Raw genomic sequence first — 22935 nt, forward strand, 5'->3', positions numbered from 1 at the left:
GCGGTTGCCAATCCTCAACTTGCGTTTGGCGCAAGGAGGGACGCGGGGTGGCGGGCCGGGCGCCTGGCCGCGGCCGCGTGACTCAACTCACTGGCATCCACAAGAGCGGCAAATCGGGCAATGGCTCCAACTCGCGCTTAACCGGCTGTCCGTGGAGTCCGTTTCTCCCATGTCCGGTGGAAAAGTACCTCTTGGCCTTCCAGGCAGATCACCTCGTCGGAGGTGACGAAGTCCTTCCCGTCGCAGCTGATCTCCGAGCGTGTGCGCACCGTCGCCTCCCAGGCGAGCTCCGGGCGGTGCAGGCGGATCGACCAGTCCGAGCGGGTGCGGGCCGAGAGGGGGTCCGCCTCGTTGATCGTGTACGTCTCCAGCGCGTCCTCGGTGAACTCCAGACCGTCGGGGTACACGCGCGTGCCGCCGTACCGGGGGTCGACCTCCAGGCGCCACTCGCCCTTGGCCACGTCCCGTACGACGAGCCGCTCGGGGCGCGGCTCGTCCAGCGTGATGGGAGTGTTCACGCCGAGCGGCTCCGCCTGCTCCGGTTCCTCGAAGGCGATCGCTGTCTCCTCCAACGCACGTGCGCGTACCGGGAGTTCCAGGAAGCTCCCCGCCGGCTCCACGGTGAAGCCCGCCGCCGAGTCGGGCTGGGGCCAGATCCACGGCCAGTACGCCGAGGAGACGGCGAGGCGGATGCGGTGGCCGGGCGGGAACACCTGGCCGATGCCGTTCAGCTCGAACGTCACGTCCTCGGTGGCACCGGGCTCCCACGGCACCGCACGGCCCGGACCGTGGCGCGCCGACAGGTTCAGCACGCCCCGGGTGACCAGCGTCGAGGAGCCGTCGGGCGCCACGTCGCAGAGCCGGGCGACGACCTGCCCGCGCGGCACCTCCGACGTCAGCCGCAGCCGCACCTTCGGCCGCCCCAACACCCAGGTCTCCTCGCCCACTTCGAAGTCGAAGCACGCCGATCGCCCGTCCTCCTCGCGCTGGTCGGGCGGCAGGTCGGCGTCGTTGCCGAAGGGGAAGAAGCGGCCGGCGTCGAGGCCGGTGTGCATGGGGGAGCGGACGAGGACGGGGGCGCCCTGGAAGGCGTACGTCATGGCGCGCACGTGCGGAGAGGGCCAGGCCGGCTCGCCGACCCAGCGGCCGGGCAGCTCGGCGTACACCGTGGCCGGGCGGTGCGAGTCGCTGACGTACGCGCGCAGCAGCGGCTCGGACATGACGCCGTTGTCCTCGCCCTTCAGCCAGTGGTCCCACCAGCGCAGGGTCTCCTGGAGGAAGCCGATCGCCGGGCCCGGAGGCAGGCCGCGGTCGGGGTACTGGTGGGACCAGGGGCCGATCAGGCCGCGGACGCGGTCGGCGGGCAGGTGCTCGACGAGGCGCAGGACCGTGTCGCGGTACGGGTCGTGCCAGCCGCCCACCGCCAGGACGGCGGCACCGATCGCGCCGTAGTCCTCGCAGACGCTGCTGTGGCGCCAGTAGTCGTCGCGGGTCTGGTGGTTCAGCCAGGTGTGGATGAACGGGTCCACGGACTCCAGGCGCTCCAGCCACATGCCGCGCCATGCCTCGCCGACGTACTGCGGGTCCGGCGGCCGGCAGACGAAGGCGAGCATCGTCGCCGCCCAGGCGTGCATGTCTACCGCGAGGACGGAACCTCCCAGGTAGTGCACGTCGTTGTCATAGCGATCGTCCGTGGAGCAGACCGTGACGATCGCCTTGAGCGGCTCGGGCGCGAGGGCCGCGATCTGGAGGGAGTTGAAGCCGCCCCAGGAGATGCCGAACATGCCGACCCTGCCGTTGCACCAGGGCTGGGCCGCCAGCCAGTTGACGACCTCGACGCCGTCGGCCAGTTCCGTTGCCGAGTACTCGTCCGTGGGCATGCCCTCGCTGTTGCCGTGCCCCCGGATGTCCACGCGCACGGATGCGTAGCCGTGGCCGGCGTACCAGGGGTGGCGCTGGTGGTCGCGGGGCGCGGTCCAGTCGGTCAGGCGGTACGGCAGGTACTCCAGGAGCGCCGGTACGGGCTCGTCGGTCAGCGGGCGCCACACGCGCGCGTAGAGGAGGGTCCCTCCCTCACTGCCGAAAGCGTGGGAGGTGCCCCCAGGGAGCGGGATCCAGAGGTCCTCGTGAGTCGTCTCGTAGGGGAAGGACGTACGGATGTGCATGAGCGGGTTCCCCGTCGTGTCAGTGGACCGGGTGCATCGTGCGGCGCAGCCAGGGTGCCGCTGCCATGACGGCCGGCCCGGCGAAGGCGGCCGGGGCGAGCTTGGTCGTGGCCGACATGCCGGAGGTCTGCAGAAGGACGTCGCCGAGGACGACCCCGATGGCGATCTTGTTGGAGGCGTGCGGCCGGCGGTGCCCCATACGGACCCACAGCGCGGCGACGACGGGGGCGAGGGCGACCTCGAAGGCGCCGAGGGCGGAGGCGTACCAGCTTGCCTGGAAGTCGAAGCCGAGGATCGCCGTCTCGGCGTTCGTCGAGGCCGGCGGCATCATCGTCGAGTACGCCTGGAAGAGGATGAGGAAGCGGTCCATGGTGAGCCGGCCGGCGGCGGCGAGGAGGACGCCGAACGCCGCTGCGGCGACCAGGCCCGCGACGATCAGACGGATCGCCCGGCGCATGGGGTCGGGGGCCGGCGCGAATTCGGCGGTGTGCTTCCGTCCGGCCAGGTGCCGGCGGCCCGCGACGTACTGGATCAGGCCGAACGTCATGCCGACCGCGGCCGCCGAGAAACCCCAGTGCCAGCCCTTGTGGTCGCCGAGCCGGCCGGTGATCAGCGGGCCCGCGAAGGCGCCGATGCCGATCGCCATGCAGGAGAGCGCGAATCCGGCGTCCCGGCGGTCGTCGTCGGTGCGGTGGAGCTTGCCGACCATGGTGGCCGCGTTGGGCTTGAGCAGTCCCGTGCCCGCGCTGATCAGGCCGAGGCCCACCCAGGTCGTGCCTGCCGCAGGCACCGCCATGGCGTAGTGGCCGCAGGCGATCAGGACGCCGCCCCACAGGACCGCGCGGTACGAGCCGAGGACGCGGTCGGCGAGCCGGCCGCCGGCGACGGAGACCAGGTGGACGAGGGTGCCGTAGGCGGCGGAGACGGACGCGACGGTGCCGGCCGACATGCCCATACCGCCGGACGAGACCGCGTCGGCGAAGTACAGCACGAGGATGGCCTGCATGCCGAGGAACGAGAAGCGTTCCCACACCTCGAGGCCGGACCGGGTGAGCAGGCCCCTGGGCCGGCCGAAGAAGGCGTGGTCGTCGCGGGGCGGTGGCCCGCTGCCGGGTTCGATCTCGACGTCGGTTCGGGACACGGGCCGCTACTTCCCTATAGGTCGATAGATATCCGGCCTTATCAGGTGATCAAAAACATACCGGTCGTGATCCGATACCGCCCGTGGTGGACGGGTGGGCGGCATCGGTGATCGAAACGTGACCGGATACGCTGACTTGAGTGATGGCAGCGACCTATCGACAAACCGTGTAACCGCCACAAGACACCAGCAGACAGGAGACCCCTCGTGACCGTCGTCGGGCCGTTCGGGCTGAGCGTGCGGGACCAGGCTCTGGAAGCCGATGTCCAGGCCGGATTGGCGGCTGTCGAGGAGGGATTGCTCGAAGCCACCAAGAGTGAGGTCCCCTTCATCACCGAGGCCGCCCAGCATCTGGTGCGAGCGGGTGGAAAGCGGTTCCGGCCGTTGCTTGTGATGCTCGCTGCCCAGTTCGGGGACCCGTATGCGCCGGGTGTCGTGCCGTCGGCCGTGGTGGTGGAGCTGACCCATCTGGCGACGCTGTACCACGACGACGTGATGGACGAGGCGGCCGTGCGGCGGGGCGTCGAGAGCGCGAACACCCGCTGGGGGAACTCGGTCGCCGTACTGACCGGTGACTTCCTGTTCGCGCGGGCCTCGCACATCCTCGCCGACCTCGGGCCCGAGGCGGTGCGTGTGCAGGCCGAGGCGTTCGAGCGGCTGGTGACCGGGCAGATCCTGGAGACGGCGGGGCCGCAGGACGGCCGGGACCCTGTCGAGCACTACCTGGATGTGCTGAGCGGGAAGACCGGGTCGCTGGTGGCGGTGTCGTGCCGGTTCGGGGCGATGATGTCGGGCGCCGACGAGACGATGGTCGATGTGCTGACCCAGTACGGGGAGCGGCTGGGGGTCGCCTTCCAGCTGGCGGATGACGTGCTGGACATCGCGAGCGACTCCCATGAGTCCGGGAAGACGCCGGGGACGGATCTCCGGGAGGGGATCCCCACGCTGCCGGTGCTGCGGTTGCGGGAGCGGGCCGAGCGGCTGGGGCTGGCGGAGGACATCGCGCTGTGCGAGCTGCTGGACTCCGATCTGAGTGACGACGCGCGGCATGCGGAGGCGCTGGCTCAGCTTCGGGTCCATCCGGCGTTGGAGCAGGCTCGGCGGGACACGGTGCGGTATGCGGAGGATGCGCGGGCCGCGCTGGCTCCGTTGCCGGATCTTGATGCCAAGGCCGCGCTGATGGAGTTGTGCGACGCCGTGGTGCATCGGGCCGGTTAGGTTTCGCCCCCGCCGCCCCTGCCCGTCCCGTCCTCCAGGGGCTCCGCCCCTCCGACCCCGGAACTGCCCTGGGGGCTGCCGCCCCCAGACCCCGCTTCGGCCCCCCGAAAGGGCCTCGTCCTCAAACGCCGGACGGGCTGATAGTGCGTGATGCACGTCACATTGCTGGACTGAGTCCAAACTAAGATCGGCTCCGTATTCATGCCCAGAAGCTGACGCAGGGGGCGTCAGCCGCATTACGGGGAGAAAAAAGAATCATGGGCATGAACGCGACGTTCTCGAAGCGCCGTAAGAGCCTGATCGTCACCGCTGTCGCGGTGGCCGCCGCCGGTGGTGTCGCCGCCGCGGTGATTCCCGCCTTCGCCGCCGGAGGCGGCCGTGCTGACCACACGGGCCACGCCGGCGGCGACGCGCAGGGGATCGTGAGCCAGAGCGGGACCGCCGGTGGCGGGACCGGCGGAACTGTCCTCGCCGCCAGTCTTCGCGGGGCGAACGAGGTGCCCGTCCCGGGTGGGCCCGCCGTCGGCGACAAGGACGGTGCCGCCCTGCAGTTCGTGAAGGTCAAGGGCGACAAGGTGTCCGTCGCCGTCACCTGGCGCGGCACCGGCAAGCCGACCGCCCTCCACATCCACCAGGGCGCCAAGGGCACCAACGGCGGCATCAAGGTCGACTTCGGCGGCCTCCTCGGCAAGGGCAAGGGGCACAGCGTCACGGGCACCGTCACCGTGAAGGACGCCGCCCTCCTCAACGCCCTCAAGACCGACCCGAGTTCGTTCTACGCCAACCTCCACACGGCCGAGTTCCCGGGCGGCGCCGTCCGCGGCCAGCTCCACAAGGTCACCGTCGCCAAGTTCGACTTCCGCGACGCGCTCGACAACTTCCAGGCGTCCGTCGTCAAGGGCGAGCAGATCTACGAGTGCAAGCCGGCCGAGGGTGGCGGGTACGCCTTCGCCCAGCGCGACGTCAGTGCCGTACTCGGCGGTCGTATCGACCACTCCTTCGTCGCGCCCAACTCCGGTACTCCGCAGTGGATCGCGCGGGACGGCAGCGCGGTGACGGGATCCGTCATCTCCAGGACCCCGAACGGCGACAAGAACATCCCCGAGCTCGACCTGAAGGCCACTCAGTCCGGCAAGCACCACGGCCTTCTCGCCGACACCGCCGAGATCCTGCGGCTGAACACCGTCGGCGGCGTCGCTCCGGCCGGCTCCTGCACGCCCGGCGCCATCGTCGGCGTGCCGTACCAGGCCGACTACGTGTTCATCAACGGCTGATCCGCACGGCAGCACGCGACGTACAGCGGCGTCTTCCCCGCCAACCCCTACGGGTCGGGGGAGGCGCCGCCTCCATGTGTCATACCGCAGGTGTACGCGGAGTTGGCTCCGGAGGCTGACGAATCCCCCTGGCGGATTTGGTCAGATGGAAACCACGGAAATCACCACTCCTCACCGATTCGGGTGAGAATGGCGGCACAGGGGTGGACGCGTGCGGGGTCGAGGGACCGCGGGCGAGGAAACGAGACGGACGGCCGCCGCCGACCACGGAGGTAGGGCACACATGGCACCGTACGCATCCGACGACAGTACGACCGCCGGGGACGGCGACGACCTGCGCGCGGCGCGACGGCGCAAGGCCGCGCGGTACGTCGTCCCGGTCACGGTCGTGGGAGTCGCCGCGGCGACCATCGGGCTCGTCCCGGCGATCGCCGACTCCGGCGACCCGGACCTGCCGGAGATCACCGCGCAGCAACTCATCGAGAAGATCGCCCAGTCGGACGTGCAGCAGCTGTCCGGCACCTTCAAGATCACCACCGATCTGGGCCTGCCCGACCTCGGCGGCCTGGAGTCGAGCCTCACCTCCGGCGCCATGGGGTCGGGTGACGGGTCGTCCGCCGATCCCACGGCCAAGCTCACCGAGCTCGCGTCCGGCACGCACACGCTGCGCGTCGCCGCCGACGGCCCGGACCGGCAGAAGCTCTCCCTGCTGGAGAACGCCGCCGAGTACAGCCTCATCCACAACGGCAAGGACATCTGGGGCTACGACAGCAAGTCGAACGAGGTGTTCCACGGCACCGCCGAGGAGGCCCGGGGCGAGAAGGGCAAGGGCAGGACCGAAGAGGTACCGGCCACTCCCAAGGACCTCACCGAGGAAGCCCTCAAGGCGGTCGACGACACCACGTCCGTCACCGTCGACGGCACCGCCCAGGTCGCGGGCCGGGACGCGTACCGGCTGCTGATCAAGCCGAAGCAGTCCGGGACCACGGTCGGCGCGATCACCGTGGCCGTGGACGCCAAGACCGGCATGCCGCTGAAGTTCACGCTGACCCCGTCGAGCGGCGGCGCGGCCGTGATCGACGCGGGCTTCACCCAGGTCGACTTCGCCAAGCCGGCCGCCTCCACCTTCGACTTCACCCCGCCGAAGGGCGCGAAGGTCACCGAGGAGGGCGAGCTGGACGGCGCGGCTTCGGAGCACGGCGCCGCGAGGTCCGAGGACGAGCTTCGCAAGGAGTTCGAGAAGGAGTTCGGCGGCCCGAAGTCCGAGGGCGAGCGGGGCAAGGCGCCCGAGGGCGGCCCCGAGGTCATCGGCGAGGGCTGGAACTCCGTGGCGGTCTTCGACACCGGCGGCGAGGGCGTTCCCTCCGGCGCCGAGGTCGGCGGCGACATGGGCGGCTTCCTCGACTCGCTGGGCGACAAGGTCACCGGCAAGTTCGGCTCGGGCACGGTCTTCAAGACCCGCCTGATCAACGCCCTGATCACGGACGACGGCAAGGTCTACGTGGGCGCGGTCGACAAGGCCGCGCTCGTGAAGGCGGCCGAGTCGGCGAAGTGACCCGTCACCGACCGCCGCACCCGCACCACTAGTCGAGGAGCCTGAGGAGCCTATGGAGGAACTGCCCGCCGCGGAGGGCGACGAGGCCGATCAGACCGACCGGGCAGACAGGGCCGACCGGGCCGCGCAGGTGGCCCCGGCCGGCCAGGTCGGCGACGTCGGCACGGTGATCGTCACCCGCGCGCTCACCAAGCGCTACCGCGGCGGGCAGCTCGCCGTGGACGGTCTCGATCTGACCGTCCCGGCGGGCAGCGTCTTCGGCTTCCTCGGGCCCAACGGCTCGGGCAAGACCACCACCATCCGCATGCTGATGGGCCTCATCGAGCCCACCTCCGGTACCGCGCGCGTGCTCGGGCAACCCATGCCCCGGGCCGCGCGCGCCGTACTGCCGCACGTCGGCGCGCTCATCGAGGGACCCGCCCTGTACGGCTTCCTCTCCGGCCGCGACAACCTCATCCGTTACGACGCCGCCGACCCGACCGCCGATCCGCGCACCCGGCGCACCCGCGTCGCGGCCGCGCTGGACCGGGTGGGCCTGACGGCCGCCGCGAGCAAGAAGGCGAAGGCGTACTCGCTCGGTATGAAGCAGCGGCTGGGGCTCGCGGCCGCGCTGCTCCAGCCGCGCAGGCTCCTCGTCCTCGACGAGCCGACCAATGGCCTCGACCCGCAGGGCATGCGCGAGATCCGTGCCCTGATCAGGGAGCTGGCGTCCGACGGCACGACCGTCTTCCTCTCCTCCCACCTCCTCGACGAGATCGAGCAGGTCTGCACGCACGCGGCGGTGATGGCACAGGGCCGGCTGATCACCCAGGGCGCGGTGGCGGAACTGGCGGCCGGGACACGCGGCCGGCTGTTCGTGGCCACACCCGACACCGGGGACGCCGCCCGGGTGCTGAAGGAGCAGGGCGCGGGTGACGTCGTCATCACCGAGGACCGGGTGACCGCCGAACCGCCGGATCGGGATCTCGCCGACGTCAACGCGGCGTTGGTGACCGCGGGCGTGCGCGTCCGCGGCTTCGGTGTCGAACGGGCCTCCCTGGAGGACGCGTTCGTGGCGCTCACGGGGGAGGGGTTCGATGTCGCGGGCTGAAGCAATCGGCAAGCCCAGTCCGTTGTGGACCTTCGGTCTCCTGCGCAGCGAGCTGATCACCACCTTCCGGCGCTGGCGCACGCTCGCGCTGCTCGGCGTCCTGGCCGCCGTGCCGATCCTGGTCGGGATCGCCGTGAAGATCGAGACCGGCGACGGCTCCTCGATGGGAGGCGGTGGTCCGCAGGGCGGCGGTGGCGGCCCGGCGTTCATCTCCCAGATCACCAACAACGGCCTGTTCCTGGTCTTCACCGCCCTGGCCGCGACACTCCCGTTCTTCCTGCCGATGGCGATCGGCGTGATCGCGGGTGACGCGATTGCGGGCGAGGCGAACGCGGGGACCCTCCGCTATCTCCTCGTCGCCCCCGCCGGCCGCACCCGGCTGCTGCTCACCAAGTACGCGACCACGATGGCCTTCTGCCTGGTGGCCACCCTCGTGGTCGCGGTCTCGGCACTCACGGTCGGGGCACTGCTCTTCCCGCTCGGTGACCTGACGACCATCTCGGGCACCCGGATCAGTTTCGCGGAGGGTCTGGGCAGAGCCCTGCTGATCGCCTTGGTCGTCGCCGTGTCACTCATAGGCGTGGCGGCACTCGGCCTGTTCGTCTCGACGCTGACCAACAGCGGCATCGCGGCGATGGCGACGACGGTCGGCCTGCTGATCACGGTCCAGATCCTCGACCAGATACCCCAGCTCCACGCGATACACCCGTACTTCTTCTCCCACTACTGGCTGTCCTTCGCCGACCTCATGCGCGAACCCGTGTACTGGGACGACCTGGTCAAGAACCTCGGTGTCCAGGCCCTGTACGCGGCGGTGTTCGGTTCGGCGGCGTGGGCGAGGTTCATGGCGAAGGACATCACCGCGTAGCAGGCATGGCGTCCCGTACGGGAAGGGCGCGGGAGTCATTCCGTCTCGTACGGGAAGCGGGCGAGCGGGGCCTCGCGCGCGAAGAAGGTCTTCGCCTGGGCAAGGGCCTCCGTGTCGCGGAGTACGTCGCCCGGCTTGCTGCCGTTGCCGAGCAGGACCCCGCCGAAACGCATCCCCATGTACGCGGCGGAGTTGCTGAGCGTGCCGACCAGCGGGTCGGCGACCTCCTGCTCGTCGTGCGCGAGCGCGGTGACGCCCCACAGGGTGCGCCCCGCCATGGTCGCCTTGAAGTCGAGGCCGGGGGTGCGCAGCCAGCCCGACCAGTAGTCGAGGTAGCGCTTGACGTGGGCGGACACCGAGTACCAGTACAGCGGGGAGGCGATCACGACGTCCGTCGCGGCGAGTGTCGCGTCGAGCAGCAGCGCCACGTTGCCCTGCGCCGGGCGCACGTGGTCGCTGTCGTGCCGCAGGTCCTCGAAGTCGGGCAGCCGATGCGCGGCCAGGTCGATCCACTGCTGCTCGACACCCTCGGGCAACTGCTCGGCGGCCCTGCGGGCCAGCAGTTCGGTGTTGCCGTCAGAGCGGCTGCTGCCGAGGACGAACAGGAAACGGCGGGTCATGGGTCCCCCAAACGGCCGGCCACGACGATGGGCCGGATGGTCGGCGTACGGCAATTAATCGCCCCTGCATTATATGCGTACGCATTTAGTTGTCCAGGGCCCGATATGCCTCTCGGCCACCCCCGCCACCCTGAGCAGCAGTGATTCCGCTCCACGTGCCGCCACGAGCTGGAGTCCGACCGGGCAGCCGTCGGGGTCGAGTCCCGCGGGAATGCTGATCGCCGGATGTCCGCTCAGATTGAACGCCCAGGTCAGCGCGGTGGAGTAACGCTCACCGGGTCCTTCGTGGCCGTGCGGTGAGGTGGGCGCGGTCGGGGTCAGCAGCAGCTCCGCGTCGGCGAAGAGGGCGTCCAGGCGGCTGTCGTTCGCGGCCCGGATGCGGCGGGCGGGGGCGGGGTCGGCGCCCGGGGTGCGGAGCGCGAGCCAGGCGGGGGCCGGGTCGTCGAGGTGGAGGGGTGTGACAGGGCGCGTGAGCCGTAGCGCGCCCGACTCGGCAAGCTGTACGGCTGCGGAGTGGGCGATGGCGACGATGGCCGGGTCGGGGGAGTCGAAGCCGAGGTCGGGGGACCAGACGGCGGTTGGGGGGTCGTATGCGCCGGGTGGCCCGGCGTCGTTGTCCGGCCGGCCGTGGTGGTCGTACGTGCCGTACGGCCCGACGTCGCCGTCCGAGCCGATGCTGCCGCCCGGCCCCATGCTGCCGACCGACCCGACAGTGCCGTCCAGCCCGATGGTCCCGTCCGCCCCGTTCCCCAGCGCGGTTCCCCGGTGCGCCGCGGACATGGCACCCCAGTACGCCGCCACATCCCCCACACACCGCGCCAGGACCCCCGGCGTCATGAGGCCCGTGCGGTCGGTCGACGGCAACCGCCCGTTGGTCACCTTCAGGCCGACGACCCCGCACCACGCCGCCGGGATCCGTACCGACCCGGCCCCGTCGCTCCCGGTCGCGAGCGGTACCAGCCCTGCCGCCACCGCCGCCGCCGAACCGGCGGAGGAACCGCCCGGCGTACGGTCGTGCCGCCATGGGTTGACCGTACGGCCGTACCGGCCAAGTCCCCAGGTCTGCCAGGGAGTTCCCGGCCCCGGAACGGACGTCGCCCCCACCGCCACACACCCCGCCGCGAGCAGCGGGCCCGCGGTGCGCAGCCCGTGTCGCCCCTTGACCCCGATCGGCACACCGGCCAACGGCAGCAGCGCACCCTCACCCGCGCCAACTCGCGCGTCGATCTCGCCGGCCCGCTCGAGTGCCTCCTCGCCCCACACCTCGATGAAGGCGCACAGGACGGGATCGGCACGCCGGATCCGTTCGAGGGCCGCCGCGACGACGTCGACGGCACTGAGGGTGCGCGAGCGTACGGCGGAGGCGATCTGCTCGGCCGACAAGGCGCCAAGAGGGGCCGGGGCGACCGGGCGGCCCGGATCAAGGCCGGAGTCCACCTCGGGGCTGTCGTCGGGCGTGGTCGTCATGGGGTGATTCTCCGTTCAGTGACGGCACCCCGCACCTGCCGTCGGCCCCTGACCGACCCGTCCGGCCAACCTCAGAGCCTCAGCGAGACCGCCCCGTCAGCCGCGCCAGTGCCGCCGCCTCCCGAGGCGGCTTCCCGCTCGGTTCGCCGAGCCGCCAGGCCGGCACCCAGGGCACCCGGTACACGTCGACGACCGACTCGATCACCTTGACGCGCTCGGCGAGCGGCCTCGGAAGCCGTCCCGGCGCATCCGCGACCAGGACCACGGCATCGAGATCGAGCCCGTGCGGAGCCTCTCCGCGCCGGAAGACCTCAAGGGTGTTCAGGGCGGCGGCCAGACCGGTCGCATGGGTGCGGGCGACGAGCAGTACCGACTGCGGATCGCCGGGTCCGGGCCAGTTGCGCCCGCAGTCGCGACCGCCGTAGACCGTGGCGAGCGTGGAGACACCCGCCCCACCGTGTGTGCCGACCCAGGAGAAACGCCGGGGTGCGCCGGCGGCGGGGGAGGGGGGCGGATCTTCCGGGAGGGCCACCGGCCCGCGGATCCAGATCTCCGGACCGCGTTCCGGTTGCCCCTGCTGCACGTGCATGTCAGTCCGCATGCCCGCACTCCTCCCTCGTCACGCCACCGATCTTCGCGTCAGGCTTGAGAACGCTGTGACGTGGCACAAGCTCCTGGAACGAGTCTGTGACGCCACGGTGACGTCCGCGCCGCGCGTGTCCGGAGAGACTCGACAGTACGTGTATGACGTGTACGACGTGTCCGGAGTACGGGTTCGGCCGAGACGGCCGGATCGTGCCGCCGGGGCGGTGAAGCGGACTGCAGTGAGGGCGCACCATGGAAACGCGAGGGAACACCATGGACTCCCTGGCGCGCCGTCCGCGAACTCCCCGGCGCATGCGAGTGAGGAAAGCGATGTCTCGACTCAGCCGCGCGAAGAAGCGGGAACAGAAGCGCGCCGCGGCCTCGGCGGCCCCCGTGGTCGCGCCGATCGACGTCCACGTCCCCGCCGCCGGTCCGGGCGCGGGCGGCGCGTCGATCGGCGGCGTACCCGTCACCGCGGCCCCCGGCGAGGAGGTCCAGCACGCGGTCCTGACCTACCTCCAGCGCATCGCCCTCGCCGCCGGTCACTCCGTGCACGCCACGATCCACGACGAGCGCATCGGCTACGTCGTCCCGCTGCGGGTGGACGCGGACGGCTCCAGCCAGTTCACGGCGGAGCCGGTACCGACGGCTCCGCAGACGCAACAGCCCTCGTCACCCGTTCAGCCCGAGTCACCCGTTCAGGCTGCGTCGCCGGTCCACTCCGCGTCACCCGTTCCGCCCGCGTCGCCGGTTCCGCCCACTGCGGGTGCGGCGCCGTACAGGGACAAGCCCACGCATGTCCTACGACCCCTGCAGGGCCCGCCCGAGGACGCCTCACCCACGTTCCGGCTGCGCCCCCTGCCCGGGCCCGTGCAGGACGCGGTGCCCGGCACGGTCGCACCGCCGCTGGGGGAGTTCGGCCCACCGCCACTGATGGACGCGAGGCCGCTGCCGACGGACGTACCGCGGACCGACGTGCCGCAAGGGGCCCCGGCCCCGGCCGACGTACCGCAAGGGAGCCCGGCGCAGGCCCACGCGTCGCAAGCCGGCATGCCGATCCCCGGCCTGCCCAGGGCCGATCAGGCGCCGGATGGCTTGGGCGAACCCGCAACCCACCCCACCCCCATCCCCACCCCCGACCCCATCCTGGTGTCGGACCCGGACCCGGACCCGGAATTCACCCCACCCCGAGGCTTCGACGCCGTAGCCGAAGCCGTTCTCGGGGACGGGCAGCCCGCCACCACCGCGGACGCCTCCCCCTTCGCCGAGCAGGTGGCCCGGATCAACGAGGCCGTGAGGGACGGGCGGACCACGGAGGCGGCGGAGCTCGCGGAGCGGGCCGTGGCGGAGGCGTCCGCGGTGCTGGGACTGGAGCATGCCGAGGTGCTGCGGATGCGTGAACTCGCCGCCTACATCGCCTATTTGACGGGCGACCCGGTGCAAGCCTTCCGTCTCTCCCTCGACGTGTCCCGGACCCACCACCGCGCCCGGGACGCGGAGGCGGCGTACGGCAGCCTGCACGGCGCGGCCACGGCCTGGCGGGCCGTACGGGACCCGGCGCTGGGGCTCGAACTGGGCCGGGACCTGCTCGCTCTGTGGACCGAGCTCACGGCCGAGGGCGGTCCGGCCGCCGACGACATCGAGGAGCTCGAATCGGCCCACGCACGCATGGACCGCCTCGCCGCTCGTGCCGCCAAGTCGACCGAACCGCCCAGGAGCTGAGTCAGGGGATCAGCACGTCACTCCGACAGCTCCCACACCGCGTACGCGACCGCGTCGCTGTTCCGGTTGAGGGCGGTGTCGTTGATGTTGGACGTCGTGTCGCAGGACGAGTGGTAGCAGCGGTCGAAGGACTGCCCCGACGTACCGCCCCACTTGGCCACCTGAGCCGCCGTCTTCGTGCGGCTCGCCCCGGTGAACAGCCCGCCCACCGGCACGCCCGCGCTCTTGAACGGCGCGTGGTCGGAGCGGCCGTCGCCCTCGGTCTCGATCTCGGTCGCGACGCCGAGGCCGGCGTAGTAGTCCTTGAAGGTCTTCTCGATCGCGGGGTCGTCGTCGTAGACGAAGTAGCCCGGGTTGGGCGAGCCGATCATGTCGAAGTTCAGATAGCCGCTGATCTTCGCGCGGTTGGTGGAGGAGAGGTTGTTGACGTAGTAGCGGGAGCCGACGAGCCCCAGCTCCTCCGCGCCCCACCAGGCGAACCGCAGGTGCTTGGTGGGCTGGTAGCCGGCCCGTGACACGGCGAGCGCGGTCTCCAGGACGGCCGCCGAGCCGGAGCCGTTGTCGTTGATGCCGGGGCCGGAGGAGACGCTGTCGAGGTGCGAACCGGCCATGACGACCTGGTTGGTGTCGCCGCCGGGCCAGTCGGCGATCAGGTTGTAGCCGGTACGGCCGGAGGACGTGAACTGCTGGATGGTGGTGGTGTACCCGGCGGCGTCCAGCTTGGCCTTCACGTAGTCGAGCGAGGCCTTGTAGCCGGGGCGGCCGTGCGCGCGGTTGCCGCCGTTGGCGGTGGCTATGGACTGCAGCTGGGTGAGATGGGCCTTCACGTTCGCCACGGGGATGTCCGGTGCGGCGGCGGCCTCGACATCGGTCTTGGACGCCGCGCCGGCTATGGACCCGCTGGTCAGCAGCGTGGCGGTCGCGACTGCGGCGGCCGCCGACGCGCGCCAGGAGACGGAGAGTTTCATGGTGGGGGGCTCCGAATTCCTTGGGAATCACAGGGATTCCTCAGTGAATGGGGTGCCTGGATGGTCAGGGGGAGTCTGACTCTCCGTCAAGAGCGCTATTCGGACTCGGAGTTCGAAATAGGGAAAACCCTGCGTCCCTGATTCCTCGTGTCCGTGAATCCCTGTGTCCCTTAGCCCCCGGTGCCCCTGAGCCCCCTGTCCCCGAGTCCTTGCGTGTCGCTCACTGCACGCAGAACTCGTTCCCCTCCGGATCCGCCATCACCACCCACTCCCCGGCCGGCTCCTTGACCCGCCGCAGCACACTCGCTCCCAGCGCCTCCAGCCGCTCGACCTCACCCTCGCGCTCCCCGGCCGCCGCGTGCAGATCGAGATGCAGCCGGTTCTTCACGCTCTTCGCCTCGGGCACCCGCTGGAACAGCAGCCGCCTCCCCAATCCGGTGCCGCTGTCCGGGTCGTACGGATCGTCCGGATGCCGTACGGCCACCAGGTCCCGGAAGGCGAGCCGGGCATGGAACTCGACGACGGCCTCCCGCGGCACCGCGCCGAGTTCCAGCAGCCGCTCGATGAGGGCGTTGTTGTCCTCGACCTCGTAGTGCAGGGCGGCGGCCCAGAAGTCGGCCTGGGACTGGGGGTTGGCGCAGTCGATGACGAGCTTCCAGTGGAGGGGGGTCGGAGTGGTTCGGGGTGCCTCTGTTGGCTGTGTCATGCGACCACTCATAGGGGGTGGGGGAGTGGGGCCGCAATGGGAATCGCCGGTCGGTGTGACTCTCGATGCCGGTCCAGGTGCTTCAGCCGCCGGCTCGGGCGTCCACCGCAGCGGACTTCGGCCGATCAACCCTCGGCACGCTGAGCTCGGCCACCCTGTTCCTGCGCGCGGAGCGCCACGCGTCCGCCGTCAGCAACGTCAACGCCAGCCACACCAGCGCGAACCCGGCCCACCTCTCGGGCGGCATCGCCTCATGGAAGTACAGGACACCGAGCAGGAACTGGAAGACCGGCGCCAGGTACTGCAACAGCCCCAGTGTCGACAGCGGCACCCGTATCGCGGCCGCGCCGAAGCAGACGAGGGGCAGGGCGGTGACGACACCCGTGGCCGCGAGCAGGGCCACATGCCCGGGCCCCTCCGACGTGAACGTCGACTCCCCTTGCGCGGTCAGCCACGCCAGATACGCCACGGCGGGCAGGAACTGGATCGCGGTCTCGGCGGCCAGCGACTCGACGCCGCCGAGGTTGACCTTCTTCTTCACCAGCCCGTACGTCGCGAAGGAGAAGGCGAGGACGAGAGAGATCCACGGCGGCCGTCCGTATCCGATGGTCAGCACGATCACGGCCGCGAAGCCGACGCCGACGGCCGCCCACTGCACCGGCCGCAGCCGTTCCTTCAGCAGCAGCACGCCCATCGCGATGGTGACGAGCGGATTGATGAAGTACCCGAGCGACGCCTCGACGACATGGCCCGTGTTCACGGACCAGATGTAGAGGCCCCAGTTGACGGTGATCACGGCCGCGGCCAGGGCGATGAGCGCCAGCCGCCGAGGCTGCCGTATCAGCTCACCCGCCCAGGCCCAGCGCCGTACGAAGACCAGGGCGGCCGCCACGAAGACGAGGGACCAGGCCATCCGGTGGGCGAGGATCTCGATCGCCCCGGCGGGCTTCAGCAGGGGCCAGAAGAGGGGGACGAGCCCCCACATCCCGTACGCCGCGAAGCCGTTCAGCAGTCCTACGCGCCGCTCTCCCTGCGACTTCCCCGTCACGGCCCCTCCTTCGCGCACTCACCCGACCGCGCGAATGCGACGGCCTGCACGAAGGTAACGCCGAAGGCCCCCGGGTGTCATGCCCGTATCGCCATACGGTCATGACACCCGGGGGTGCGGCCCTCAAGGCGCGCTCGGCGCACGTGTCGGGGCGCTGATCAGCCCTTGACCGCGGCCGCGATCGCGTCGGTGAAGGGCGTGGTCGGACGGCCGGCCAGGCGGGACAGGTCCCCGCTGTCGACGACCAGCTCGCCCTTCTCGATGGAGGCGTCCACACCGGCCAGGATCGCCGCGAGCGGCTCGGGCACCCCGGCGCCGGTCAGGATGGAGCCGAGGGCCTCGACGGTAACGGCGTTGTTGGCGATCTCCCTGCCGGTCTGCCGGCTCAGCTCGGCGGCGTACTCGGCGAAGCTCCAGGAGGTGTCGCCGCCCAGCTCGTAGGTCTTGTTCTCGTGACCCTCGCCGGTCAGTACGGCGACGGCGGCGGCCGCGTAGTCGGCGCGGGAGGCGGAGGAGACGCGGCCCTCGCCGGCGGCGTGGGTGACGGCGTCGTACTGCAGGACCGGGGCGAGGTTCTCGGTGTAGTTCTCGTGGTACCAGCTGTTGCGCAGCAGGGCGTACGGCAGGCCGGACTCCAGGAGCGCCTTCTCGGTGCCCCGGTGGTCGTCGGCGAGCGCGGCCGTCAGGCTGCCGGGGGCGCTGGTGTAGGCGAGCAGGGCCACGCCGGCGGCCTTGGCGGAGTTGATGACGATCTGGTGCTGGCCGACACGGCCCTTGTCGAACTCGTTGCCGGATATGAGCAGGACCTTGTCGCCTGCCGCGAACAGTCCGTCGAAGGTCTCGGGGGTGTTGTAGTCGGCGACGGCGATCTTCACGCCGCGCTCGGCGAAGTCGGCGGCCTTCTCGGGGGTGCGGACGACGGCGGTGACCTGGTCGGCCGGAACCTTCTCCAGCAGCTGCTCCACGACGTGGCGGCCCAGGTGTCCGGTGGCTCCGGTGACGACGATGCTCATGATCAGAACTCCTTGTGGGATGCGTTGGCACTAACCCTAGGAGGTGCGCTAACTGAAAGAAAGTACCCACTTTGAAGTAAGGTACTGGCATGGCCGTAAGTAACGTGGCAGACGCAACGACGAGCAAGTACGACCACGGCGAGGCGATGTGCCCCTACCGCCTGGTCCTGGAACACCTCACCAGTCGCTGGGGCGTCCTCGTGCTGATCGAGCTCCGTGAACGCTCCTACCGGTTCAGCGAACTGCGCCGGGCGATCGGCCTGGTCAGCGAGAAGATGCTGACCCAGACCCTGCAGACCCTGGAGCGCGACGGCCTGGTCCACCGCGACGCGAAGCCGGTGATCCCGCCGAGGGTCGACTACTCCCTGACCGACCTGGGCCGCGAGGCGGCGGAACAGGTGCGCGGGCTGGCGCTGTGGACCGAGGAGCGGATGGCGGAGGTGCAGAAGGCGCGGGAGGTGTACGACGCGCGAAAGAGCGGCTCTGAGCAGGGGTGACGCCGGGTTCCGGGGCCTGTCCGAAGGTATGTCGACGGCGCCTGGGGGCACACATATGTCAGGGCGTTGGTCGACATGCGAGACACGTCCTTCCATGCGCCCCCTCTCCGCCTCCCGTGGTGCCATGAGTCGCCGGGCACGCTGGGTGCGGAGTGCAACGCCCACCGCGCACCCGCCCACGACCCGCCCTTCGGTGCGCGGCCACCGGATCCAGGGGGACTACTTGACATGGCCACACAGATTCCGGCCGCGCGGGCCAGCAGGATCGGCTCTGCGATAGCGGCGGGACTCGGCCAGATGCGTGCCTTCTTCGCCCGTGGCACGCGCCGCCGGCGCCAGGAGGACATCCTGCTGGACCTGCTCCGGCAGCTCACGCTGATGACCGAGGAGATTCATCGGGCGAACCTGATTCAGCAGTACCGGATCACCGTGGACCAGATGGATCGAACGATCGACGACCCTTCACTGGCCGACGCTTCGAGCACGCTGACCGGACTCTCCGAGGTGAAGCGCCGCCAGCTGCTCTTCGCGAACCGCGAGTACGGCGCGCTCCTGCTCGCCCATCGCGTAGGCGGGCTCGACTGGGACGAACTCCTCGGGCACCTGCGCATTCTCTGCCGCAACGCCATCTTCGCCGAGTACTGGGACCGTACGGCCGACCACCGCCGGAGCATCCCGAAAACGTCGGTCGAAGCACGGGTCGGCGCGGCCGTCGACGTCATGATGGAGGAACTGGTCGACGATCCGGACGAGTGGTGGATCGTGGGACCGTCCACCGCCGACTGACCGGGCCGCCCCGCGGGGCGGCGCCCAGCCGTCAGGCGTTGGGAATGTCCCGCTTGGCGCGGATAAGGGTCTCGCGACTCACCACGACGATACGCTCGTAGTCGGCACACGCCGCGTCGGCAGGCAGGAGGGGCTCCAGCGTGGCTGTGGCCTCGGTGCCGATGACGGCAAAGCTGCCGTCGCTCAGCTCGAAGACATCCGGGCAGCTCTCCGAGGTATGGCTGCCCCTCATTTTGGGTGGATCCCCGATACGACGGACCACGGTGACAGCAGGGAATTCGAGGGGCACTCGGAGCCTCTTCTACAACCGGAGACAATAGGGAACGATCTTGTACTGGCCGGCCCGCTAATACCAGACTCCCGCGCCGACGAATTGCCTCTATTTGAAGGGCGCCGAAGATCTTCCATTGACCACGCATCTGTGCGCCCCCTTTCCGCCTCCCGCGCTGACTTGCGCAGTTGGCACGCTGGGAGACGGGGTGGCTCGGCATGGACGTACCGAATCACGAAGATCTGTTGCGGGACCTCGTGTACGCGTTCACCCAGGTCGGCGAGGCCATGACCGCCGTGGCGGAGCAACTGCGGGGGGCCAACAAGATCCGGGTCCAAGCCCTCTTTGCCGGGCAGTTGGACCGGGCGATCGACGATCCCGTGCTGGCTGCGGGTTTGAGCACCCTGAGTGATCTCTCCGAGGACAAGCGCCGTCAGATGCTTCTGGCCAACAAGCACTATGGATTGCTTCTGCTGTCCTACGAGGTCGGAGTGACCAACCGGAACGAACTGCTCGGGCACCTGAAAGTGCTCAGCAAGAGCGCCGTCTTCACGGAGTACTGGGCGCGGACGTCCGAGCACCGGGCGCTGCTGCCGTCGGAGTCGCTGGAGGCCAGGATCGGGCGGGCCGTCGACGCCATCATGGACGAGAGGCCAGACGACCTGGAGGAGTGGTGGGTCGTCGGACCCGGGTCGGCGACGGCGCCCGATTGACGAGGGCCCGGATGTCGCACCGCACCCGGGCCCCACAGCTTGGTCAGCCGCCCGTCAGCCGACGACCGTCCAGGTGTCCCCACCCGCCAGCAGCGCGGCCAGATCCCCCTTGCCGTTCTGCTCGATCGCCAGGTCCAGTTGGTCGGACATCTGCGTGTCGTACACCGGCCGCTCCACGGACCGGAAGACGCCGATCGGCGTGTGGTGCAGGGTGTCGGGGTCGGCCAGGCGGGACAGGGCGAAGGCCGTGGTGGGGGAGTCCGAGTGGGCGTCGTGGATCAGGATCTGCGACTCGTTCTCCGGGGTCACCGTGACGACCTTCAGGTCACCCGTCTGTGCGTCCCGCACGACACCGCGCGAGCCGTCCGCGCCGAAGCGGATCGGCTGCCCGTGTTCGAGGCGGATCACCGCCTCCTCCGCCTGCTGCCTGTCCTTGAGGACCTCGAAGGCGCCGTCGTTGAAGATGTTGCAGTTCTGGTAGATCTCGATCAGCGCCGTGCCCTTGTGGGCGGACGCCTCGCGCAGGACCTGGGTCAGGTGCTTGCGGTCGGAGTCCACCGTGCGCGCCACGAAGGACGCCTCCGCGCCGATCGCGAGGGACACCGGGTTGAAGGGCGCGTCCAGCGAGCCCATCGGCGTCGACTTGGTGATCTTGCCGACCTCGGAGGTGGGCGAGTACTGGCCCTTCGTCAGACCGTAGATCCGGTTGTTGAACAGCAGGATCTTGAGGTTGACGTTGCGGCGCAGGGCATGGATCAGGTGGTTGCCGCCGATCGACAGCGCGTCGCCGTCGCCCGTGACCACCCACACCGACAGGTCCCGGCGCGACGTGGCCAGGCCCGTCGCGATCGCGGGGGCGCGGCCGTGGATGGAATGCATACCGTACGTGTTCATGTAGTACGGGAAGCGGGACGAACAACCGATGCCGGAGACGAAGACGATGTTCTCCTTGGCCAGGCCCAGCTCCGGCATGAAGCCCTGGACCGCGGCCAGGATCGCGTAGTCACCGCAGCCGGGGCACCAGCGCACTTCCTGATCGGACTTGAAGTCCTTCATGGACTGGCGGGCCTCGGCCTTGGGGACGAGCGAGAGCGCCTCGATCGTGCCCGTGCCTTCCGCGGACGTCTCAGGCATCGATGGCCTCCTTGAGAGCCTTGGCAAGCTGTTCCGCCTTGAACGGCATGCCGTTGACCTGGTTGTACGAGTGGGCGTCCACCAGGTACTTCGCCCGGACCAGGGTGGCGAGCTGGCCGAGGTTCATCTCGGGGATCACCACCTTCTCGTAGCTCCCGAGTACCACGCCCAGGTTGCGCGGGAACGGGTTCAGATGACGCAGATGCGCCTGCGCGATCGACTCGCCGGCGTTGCGCAGCCGGCGGACGGCCGCGGTGATCGGGCCGTACGTCGACCCCCAGCCCAGCACCAGCGTCTTCGCCTCGTGCGGGTCGTCGACCTCGAGGTCGGGCACCTCGATACCGTCGATCTTGGCCTGCCGGGTGCGGACCATGAAGTCGTGGTTGGCCGGGGCGTACGAGATGTTGCCCGTGCCGTCCTCCTTCTCGATGCCGCCGATCCGGTGCTCCAGGCCCGGGGTGCCCGGGATCGCCCACGGCCGGGCGAGGGTCTGCGGGTCGCGCTTGTACGGCCAGAAGACCTCGGTGCCGTCCTCAAGGGTGTGGTTCGGCCCCTGCGCGAACTGCACGGTCAGATCCGGCAGCTGGTCCAGCTCCGGGATGCGCCAGGGCTCCGAGCCGTTGGCCAGGTAGCCGTCGGAGAGGAGCATCACCGGTGTGCGGTAGGTCAGCGCGATCCGCGCCGCCTCCAGGGCCGCGTCGAAGCAGTCGGCCGGGGTGCACGGGGCGATGATCGGCACCGGCGCCTCGCCGTTGCGGCCGAACATCGCCTGCAGCAGGTCCGCCTGCTCGGTCTTGGTCGGCAGACCGGTCGAGGGCCCGCCACGCTGGATGTCGATCACCAGCAGGGGCAGCTCCAGCGACACCGCGAGACCGATGGTCTCGGACTTCAGGGCCACGCCCGGACCCGAGGTCGTGGTCACCGCGAGCGAGCCGCCGAAGGCCGCGCCCAGCGCCGCGCCGATGCCGGCGATCTCGTCCTCGGCCTGGAAGGTCCGTACGCCGAAGTTCTTGTGCTTGCTGAGCTCGTGCAGGATGTCCGAGGCCGGAGTGATCGGGTACGAGCCCAGGAACAGCGGCAGGTCCGCCTGCTGGGACGCGGCGACCAGTCCGTAGGACAGGGCGAGGTTTCCGGAGATGTTCCGGTAGGTGCCGACCGGGAAGGCCGTGGTGGCCGGGGCGATCTCGTAGGAGACGGCGAAGTCCTCGGTCGTCTCGCCGAAGTTCCAGCCCGCGCGGAAGGCGGCGATGTTGGCGGCCGCGATGTCGGGCTTCTTGGCGAACTTCGACTTCAGGAATCTCTCGGTGCCCTCGGTGGGGCGGTGGTACATCCAGCTCAGCAGGCCCAGCGCGAACATGTTCTTGCTGCGCTCGGCCTCCTTGCGCGTGAGGTCGAACTCCTTCAGCGCCTCGACGGTCAACGTCGTCAGCGGCACCGGATGGAGGCTGTAGCCGTCGAGCGAACCGTCGTCCAGAGGGCTGCTGTCGTAGCCCACCTTCTGCATCGCCCGCTTGGTGAACTCGTCCGTGTTGACGATGATCTCCGCCCCGCGCGGCAGATCACCGATGTTGGCCTTCAGGGCCGCCGGGTTCATCGCGACCAGCACGTTCGGCGCGTCGCCCGGGGTCAGGATGTCGTGGTCGGCGAAGTGCAGCTGGAAGGAGGACACGCCCGGCAGCGTTCCGGCGGGGGCGCGAATCTCGGCAGGGAAGTTCGGCAGCGTCGACAGGTCGTTGCCGAACGACGCCGTTTCCGAGGTGAAGCGGTCGCCGGTGAGCTGCATACCGTCGCCCGAGTCCCCCGCGAAACGAATGATCACCCGGTCCAGCCGGCGGACGTCCTTCGCCCCTGCCGGTTTGCGCTGCTCTCCCACGACGGCTTCGTCGGCCTGCTCCGCTGGGCTACTGACCTGGCTGGTCACTGAACTGGACCTCCTTCGAGGCGGCTGTGTGGGCATGGCCTTCCCGCAAGCCTTCCCAGGATCAACCCTACGTCCGCAAAGGTCGCCCTCCCTGGGGCATTCGCATGACGGACATGGATTTGAGACGGTTCGCCACCCTGACTTGTCATGGTTTACACGCCCCCCGGCGCTTC

At 70.1% G+C, this 22935-nt stretch carries 21 protein-coding genes; 9 read left to right on the forward strand and 12 right to left on the reverse strand.

The window, feature by feature from the left end:
- Window positions 1–137 precede the first annotated feature (137 nt).
- Window positions 138–2165, reverse strand: a complete 2028-nt coding sequence (locus EJ357_RS27240) for a CocE/NonD family hydrolase (RefSeq protein ID WP_126394197.1) — start codon at window positions 2163–2165, stop codon at window positions 138–140.
- A 19-nt stretch (window positions 2166–2184) separates the two neighbouring features.
- Window positions 2185–3306 carry a peptide MFS transporter gene (locus EJ357_RS27245; protein WP_175647541.1) on the reverse strand — a complete coding sequence of 374 codons (1122 nt, stop codon included), beginning with the start codon at window positions 3304–3306 and terminating at the stop codon, window positions 2185–2187.
- A 207-nt stretch (window positions 3307–3513) separates the two neighbouring features.
- On the opposite strand from EJ357_RS27245, the gene EJ357_RS27250 reads away from it, so the two are divergent.
- The 5 genes from EJ357_RS27250 to EJ357_RS27270 all read left to right on the forward strand — a co-directional run bounded on the left by EJ357_RS27250 (window position 3514) and on the right by EJ357_RS27270 (window position 9311).
- Window positions 3514–4524, forward strand: coding sequence for a polyprenyl synthetase family protein (locus EJ357_RS27250; protein WP_126394198.1), 1011 nt, complete (start codon window positions 3514–3516; stop codon window positions 4522–4524).
- A gap of 263 nt (window positions 4525–4787) precedes the next feature.
- A complete protein-coding gene (locus EJ357_RS27255) occupies window positions 4788–5798 on the forward strand; it encodes a CHRD domain-containing protein (RefSeq protein ID WP_228472619.1) in 1011 nt (336 codons plus the stop codon).
- A gap of 283 nt (window positions 5799–6081) precedes the next feature.
- Window positions 6082–7353 carry a LolA family protein gene (locus tag EJ357_RS27260; RefSeq protein WP_126394200.1) on the forward strand — a complete coding sequence of 424 codons (1272 nt, stop codon included), beginning with the start codon at window positions 6082–6084 and terminating at the stop codon, window positions 7351–7353.
- Between the two features lie 52 nt (window positions 7354–7405).
- Window positions 7406–8443 carry an ABC transporter ATP-binding protein gene (locus tag EJ357_RS27265; protein ID WP_126394201.1) on the forward strand — a complete coding sequence of 346 codons (1038 nt, stop codon included), beginning with the start codon at window positions 7406–7408 and terminating at the stop codon, window positions 8441–8443.
- Entirely contained in the window at window positions 8430–9311 is an 882-nt protein-coding gene (locus tag EJ357_RS27270) for an ABC transporter permease (protein ID WP_126394202.1), read from the forward strand. The genes EJ357_RS27265 and EJ357_RS27270 overlap by 14 nt, the downstream gene beginning before the upstream one ends.
- Window positions 9312–9346: 35 nt before the next feature.
- Here EJ357_RS27270 and EJ357_RS27275 read toward each other — a convergent pair whose 3' ends face one another.
- From EJ357_RS27275 to EJ357_RS27285, 3 genes are all read right to left on the reverse strand, one after another.
- Entirely contained in the window at window positions 9347–9931 is a 585-nt protein-coding gene (locus tag EJ357_RS27275) for a flavodoxin family protein (protein ID WP_126394203.1), read from the reverse strand.
- A 69-nt stretch (window positions 9932–10000) separates the two neighbouring features.
- Window positions 10001–11398, reverse strand: a complete 1398-nt coding sequence (locus EJ357_RS27280; RefSeq protein ID WP_228472620.1) for an amidase — start codon at window positions 11396–11398, stop codon at window positions 10001–10003.
- 79 nt (window positions 11399–11477) lie between these two features.
- Window positions 11478–11999: a DUF6668 family protein gene (locus tag EJ357_RS27285; protein ID WP_126394204.1), complete on the reverse strand. Its 522-nt coding sequence runs from the start codon at window positions 11997–11999 to the stop codon at window positions 11478–11480.
- A 314-nt stretch (window positions 12000–12313) separates the two neighbouring features.
- Between EJ357_RS27285 and EJ357_RS27290 the strand changes: the two genes are divergently transcribed.
- Window positions 12314–13705, forward strand: coding sequence for a tetratricopeptide repeat protein (locus tag EJ357_RS27290; RefSeq protein WP_126394205.1), 1392 nt, complete (start codon window positions 12314–12316; stop codon window positions 13703–13705).
- 17 nt (window positions 13706–13722) lie between these two features.
- Here the strand turns inward: EJ357_RS27290 and EJ357_RS27295 are convergent, their stop codons facing one another.
- From EJ357_RS27295 to EJ357_RS27310, 4 genes are all read right to left on the reverse strand, one after another.
- Window positions 13723–14673 carry a M28 family metallopeptidase gene (locus EJ357_RS27295; RefSeq protein WP_126394206.1) on the reverse strand — a complete coding sequence of 317 codons (951 nt, stop codon included), beginning with the start codon at window positions 14671–14673 and terminating at the stop codon, window positions 13723–13725.
- Between the two features lie 220 nt (window positions 14674–14893).
- On the reverse strand, window positions 14894–15379 hold the full coding sequence (locus EJ357_RS27300) for a VOC family protein (protein ID WP_126394207.1): 486 nt from the start codon (window positions 15377–15379) through the stop codon (window positions 14894–14896).
- An 82-nt stretch (window positions 15380–15461) separates the two neighbouring features.
- On the reverse strand, window positions 15462–16427 hold the full coding sequence (gene rarD, locus EJ357_RS27305) for an EamA family transporter RarD (protein WP_126394208.1): 966 nt from the start codon (window positions 16425–16427) through the stop codon (window positions 15462–15464).
- Between the two features lie 158 nt (window positions 16428–16585).
- On the reverse strand, window positions 16586–17440 hold the full coding sequence (locus tag EJ357_RS27310; RefSeq protein WP_126394209.1) for an SDR family oxidoreductase: 855 nt from the start codon (window positions 17438–17440) through the stop codon (window positions 16586–16588).
- An 89-nt stretch (window positions 17441–17529) separates the two neighbouring features.
- On the opposite strand from EJ357_RS27310, the gene EJ357_RS27315 reads away from it, so the two are divergent.
- Window positions 17530–17937: a winged helix-turn-helix transcriptional regulator gene (locus tag EJ357_RS27315; RefSeq protein WP_126394210.1), complete on the forward strand. Its 408-nt coding sequence runs from the start codon at window positions 17530–17532 to the stop codon at window positions 17935–17937.
- A gap of 228 nt (window positions 17938–18165) precedes the next feature.
- A complete protein-coding gene (locus EJ357_RS27320; protein WP_126394211.1) occupies window positions 18166–18723 on the forward strand; it encodes a DUF6082 family protein in 558 nt (185 codons plus the stop codon).
- 31 nt (window positions 18724–18754) lie between these two features.
- Here EJ357_RS27320 and EJ357_RS27325 read toward each other — a convergent pair whose 3' ends face one another.
- Window positions 18755–18955, reverse strand: a complete 201-nt coding sequence (locus tag EJ357_RS27325; RefSeq protein ID WP_126394212.1) for a hypothetical protein — start codon at window positions 18953–18955, stop codon at window positions 18755–18757.
- A gap of 257 nt (window positions 18956–19212) precedes the next feature.
- Between EJ357_RS27325 and EJ357_RS27330 the strand changes: the two genes are divergently transcribed.
- Window positions 19213–19707, forward strand: a complete 495-nt coding sequence (locus tag EJ357_RS27330; RefSeq protein WP_126394213.1) for a DUF6082 family protein — start codon at window positions 19213–19215, stop codon at window positions 19705–19707.
- A 54-nt stretch (window positions 19708–19761) separates the two neighbouring features.
- On the opposite strand, the gene EJ357_RS27335 is transcribed toward EJ357_RS27330, so the two are convergent.
- Window positions 19762–20841 (reverse strand): 2-oxoacid:ferredoxin oxidoreductase subunit beta, encoded by a 1080-nt coding sequence (locus EJ357_RS27335; protein WP_126394214.1) that lies wholly within the window; start codon window positions 20839–20841, stop codon window positions 19762–19764.
- The gene (locus EJ357_RS27340) at window positions 20834–22762 is read right to left on the reverse strand and encodes a 2-oxoacid:acceptor oxidoreductase subunit alpha (protein ID WP_126394215.1); all 1929 of its coding nucleotides are present in this window, start codon (window positions 22760–22762) and stop codon (window positions 20834–20836) included. The genes EJ357_RS27335 and EJ357_RS27340 overlap by 8 nt, the downstream gene beginning before the upstream one ends.
- Window positions 22763–22935: the final 173 nt, after the last annotated feature.

The sequence above is a fragment of the Streptomyces cyaneochromogenes genome (assembly GCF_003963535.1).
Taxonomy (GTDB): Bacteria; Actinomycetota; Actinomycetes; order Streptomycetales; family Streptomycetaceae; genus Streptomyces; species Streptomyces shaanxiensis.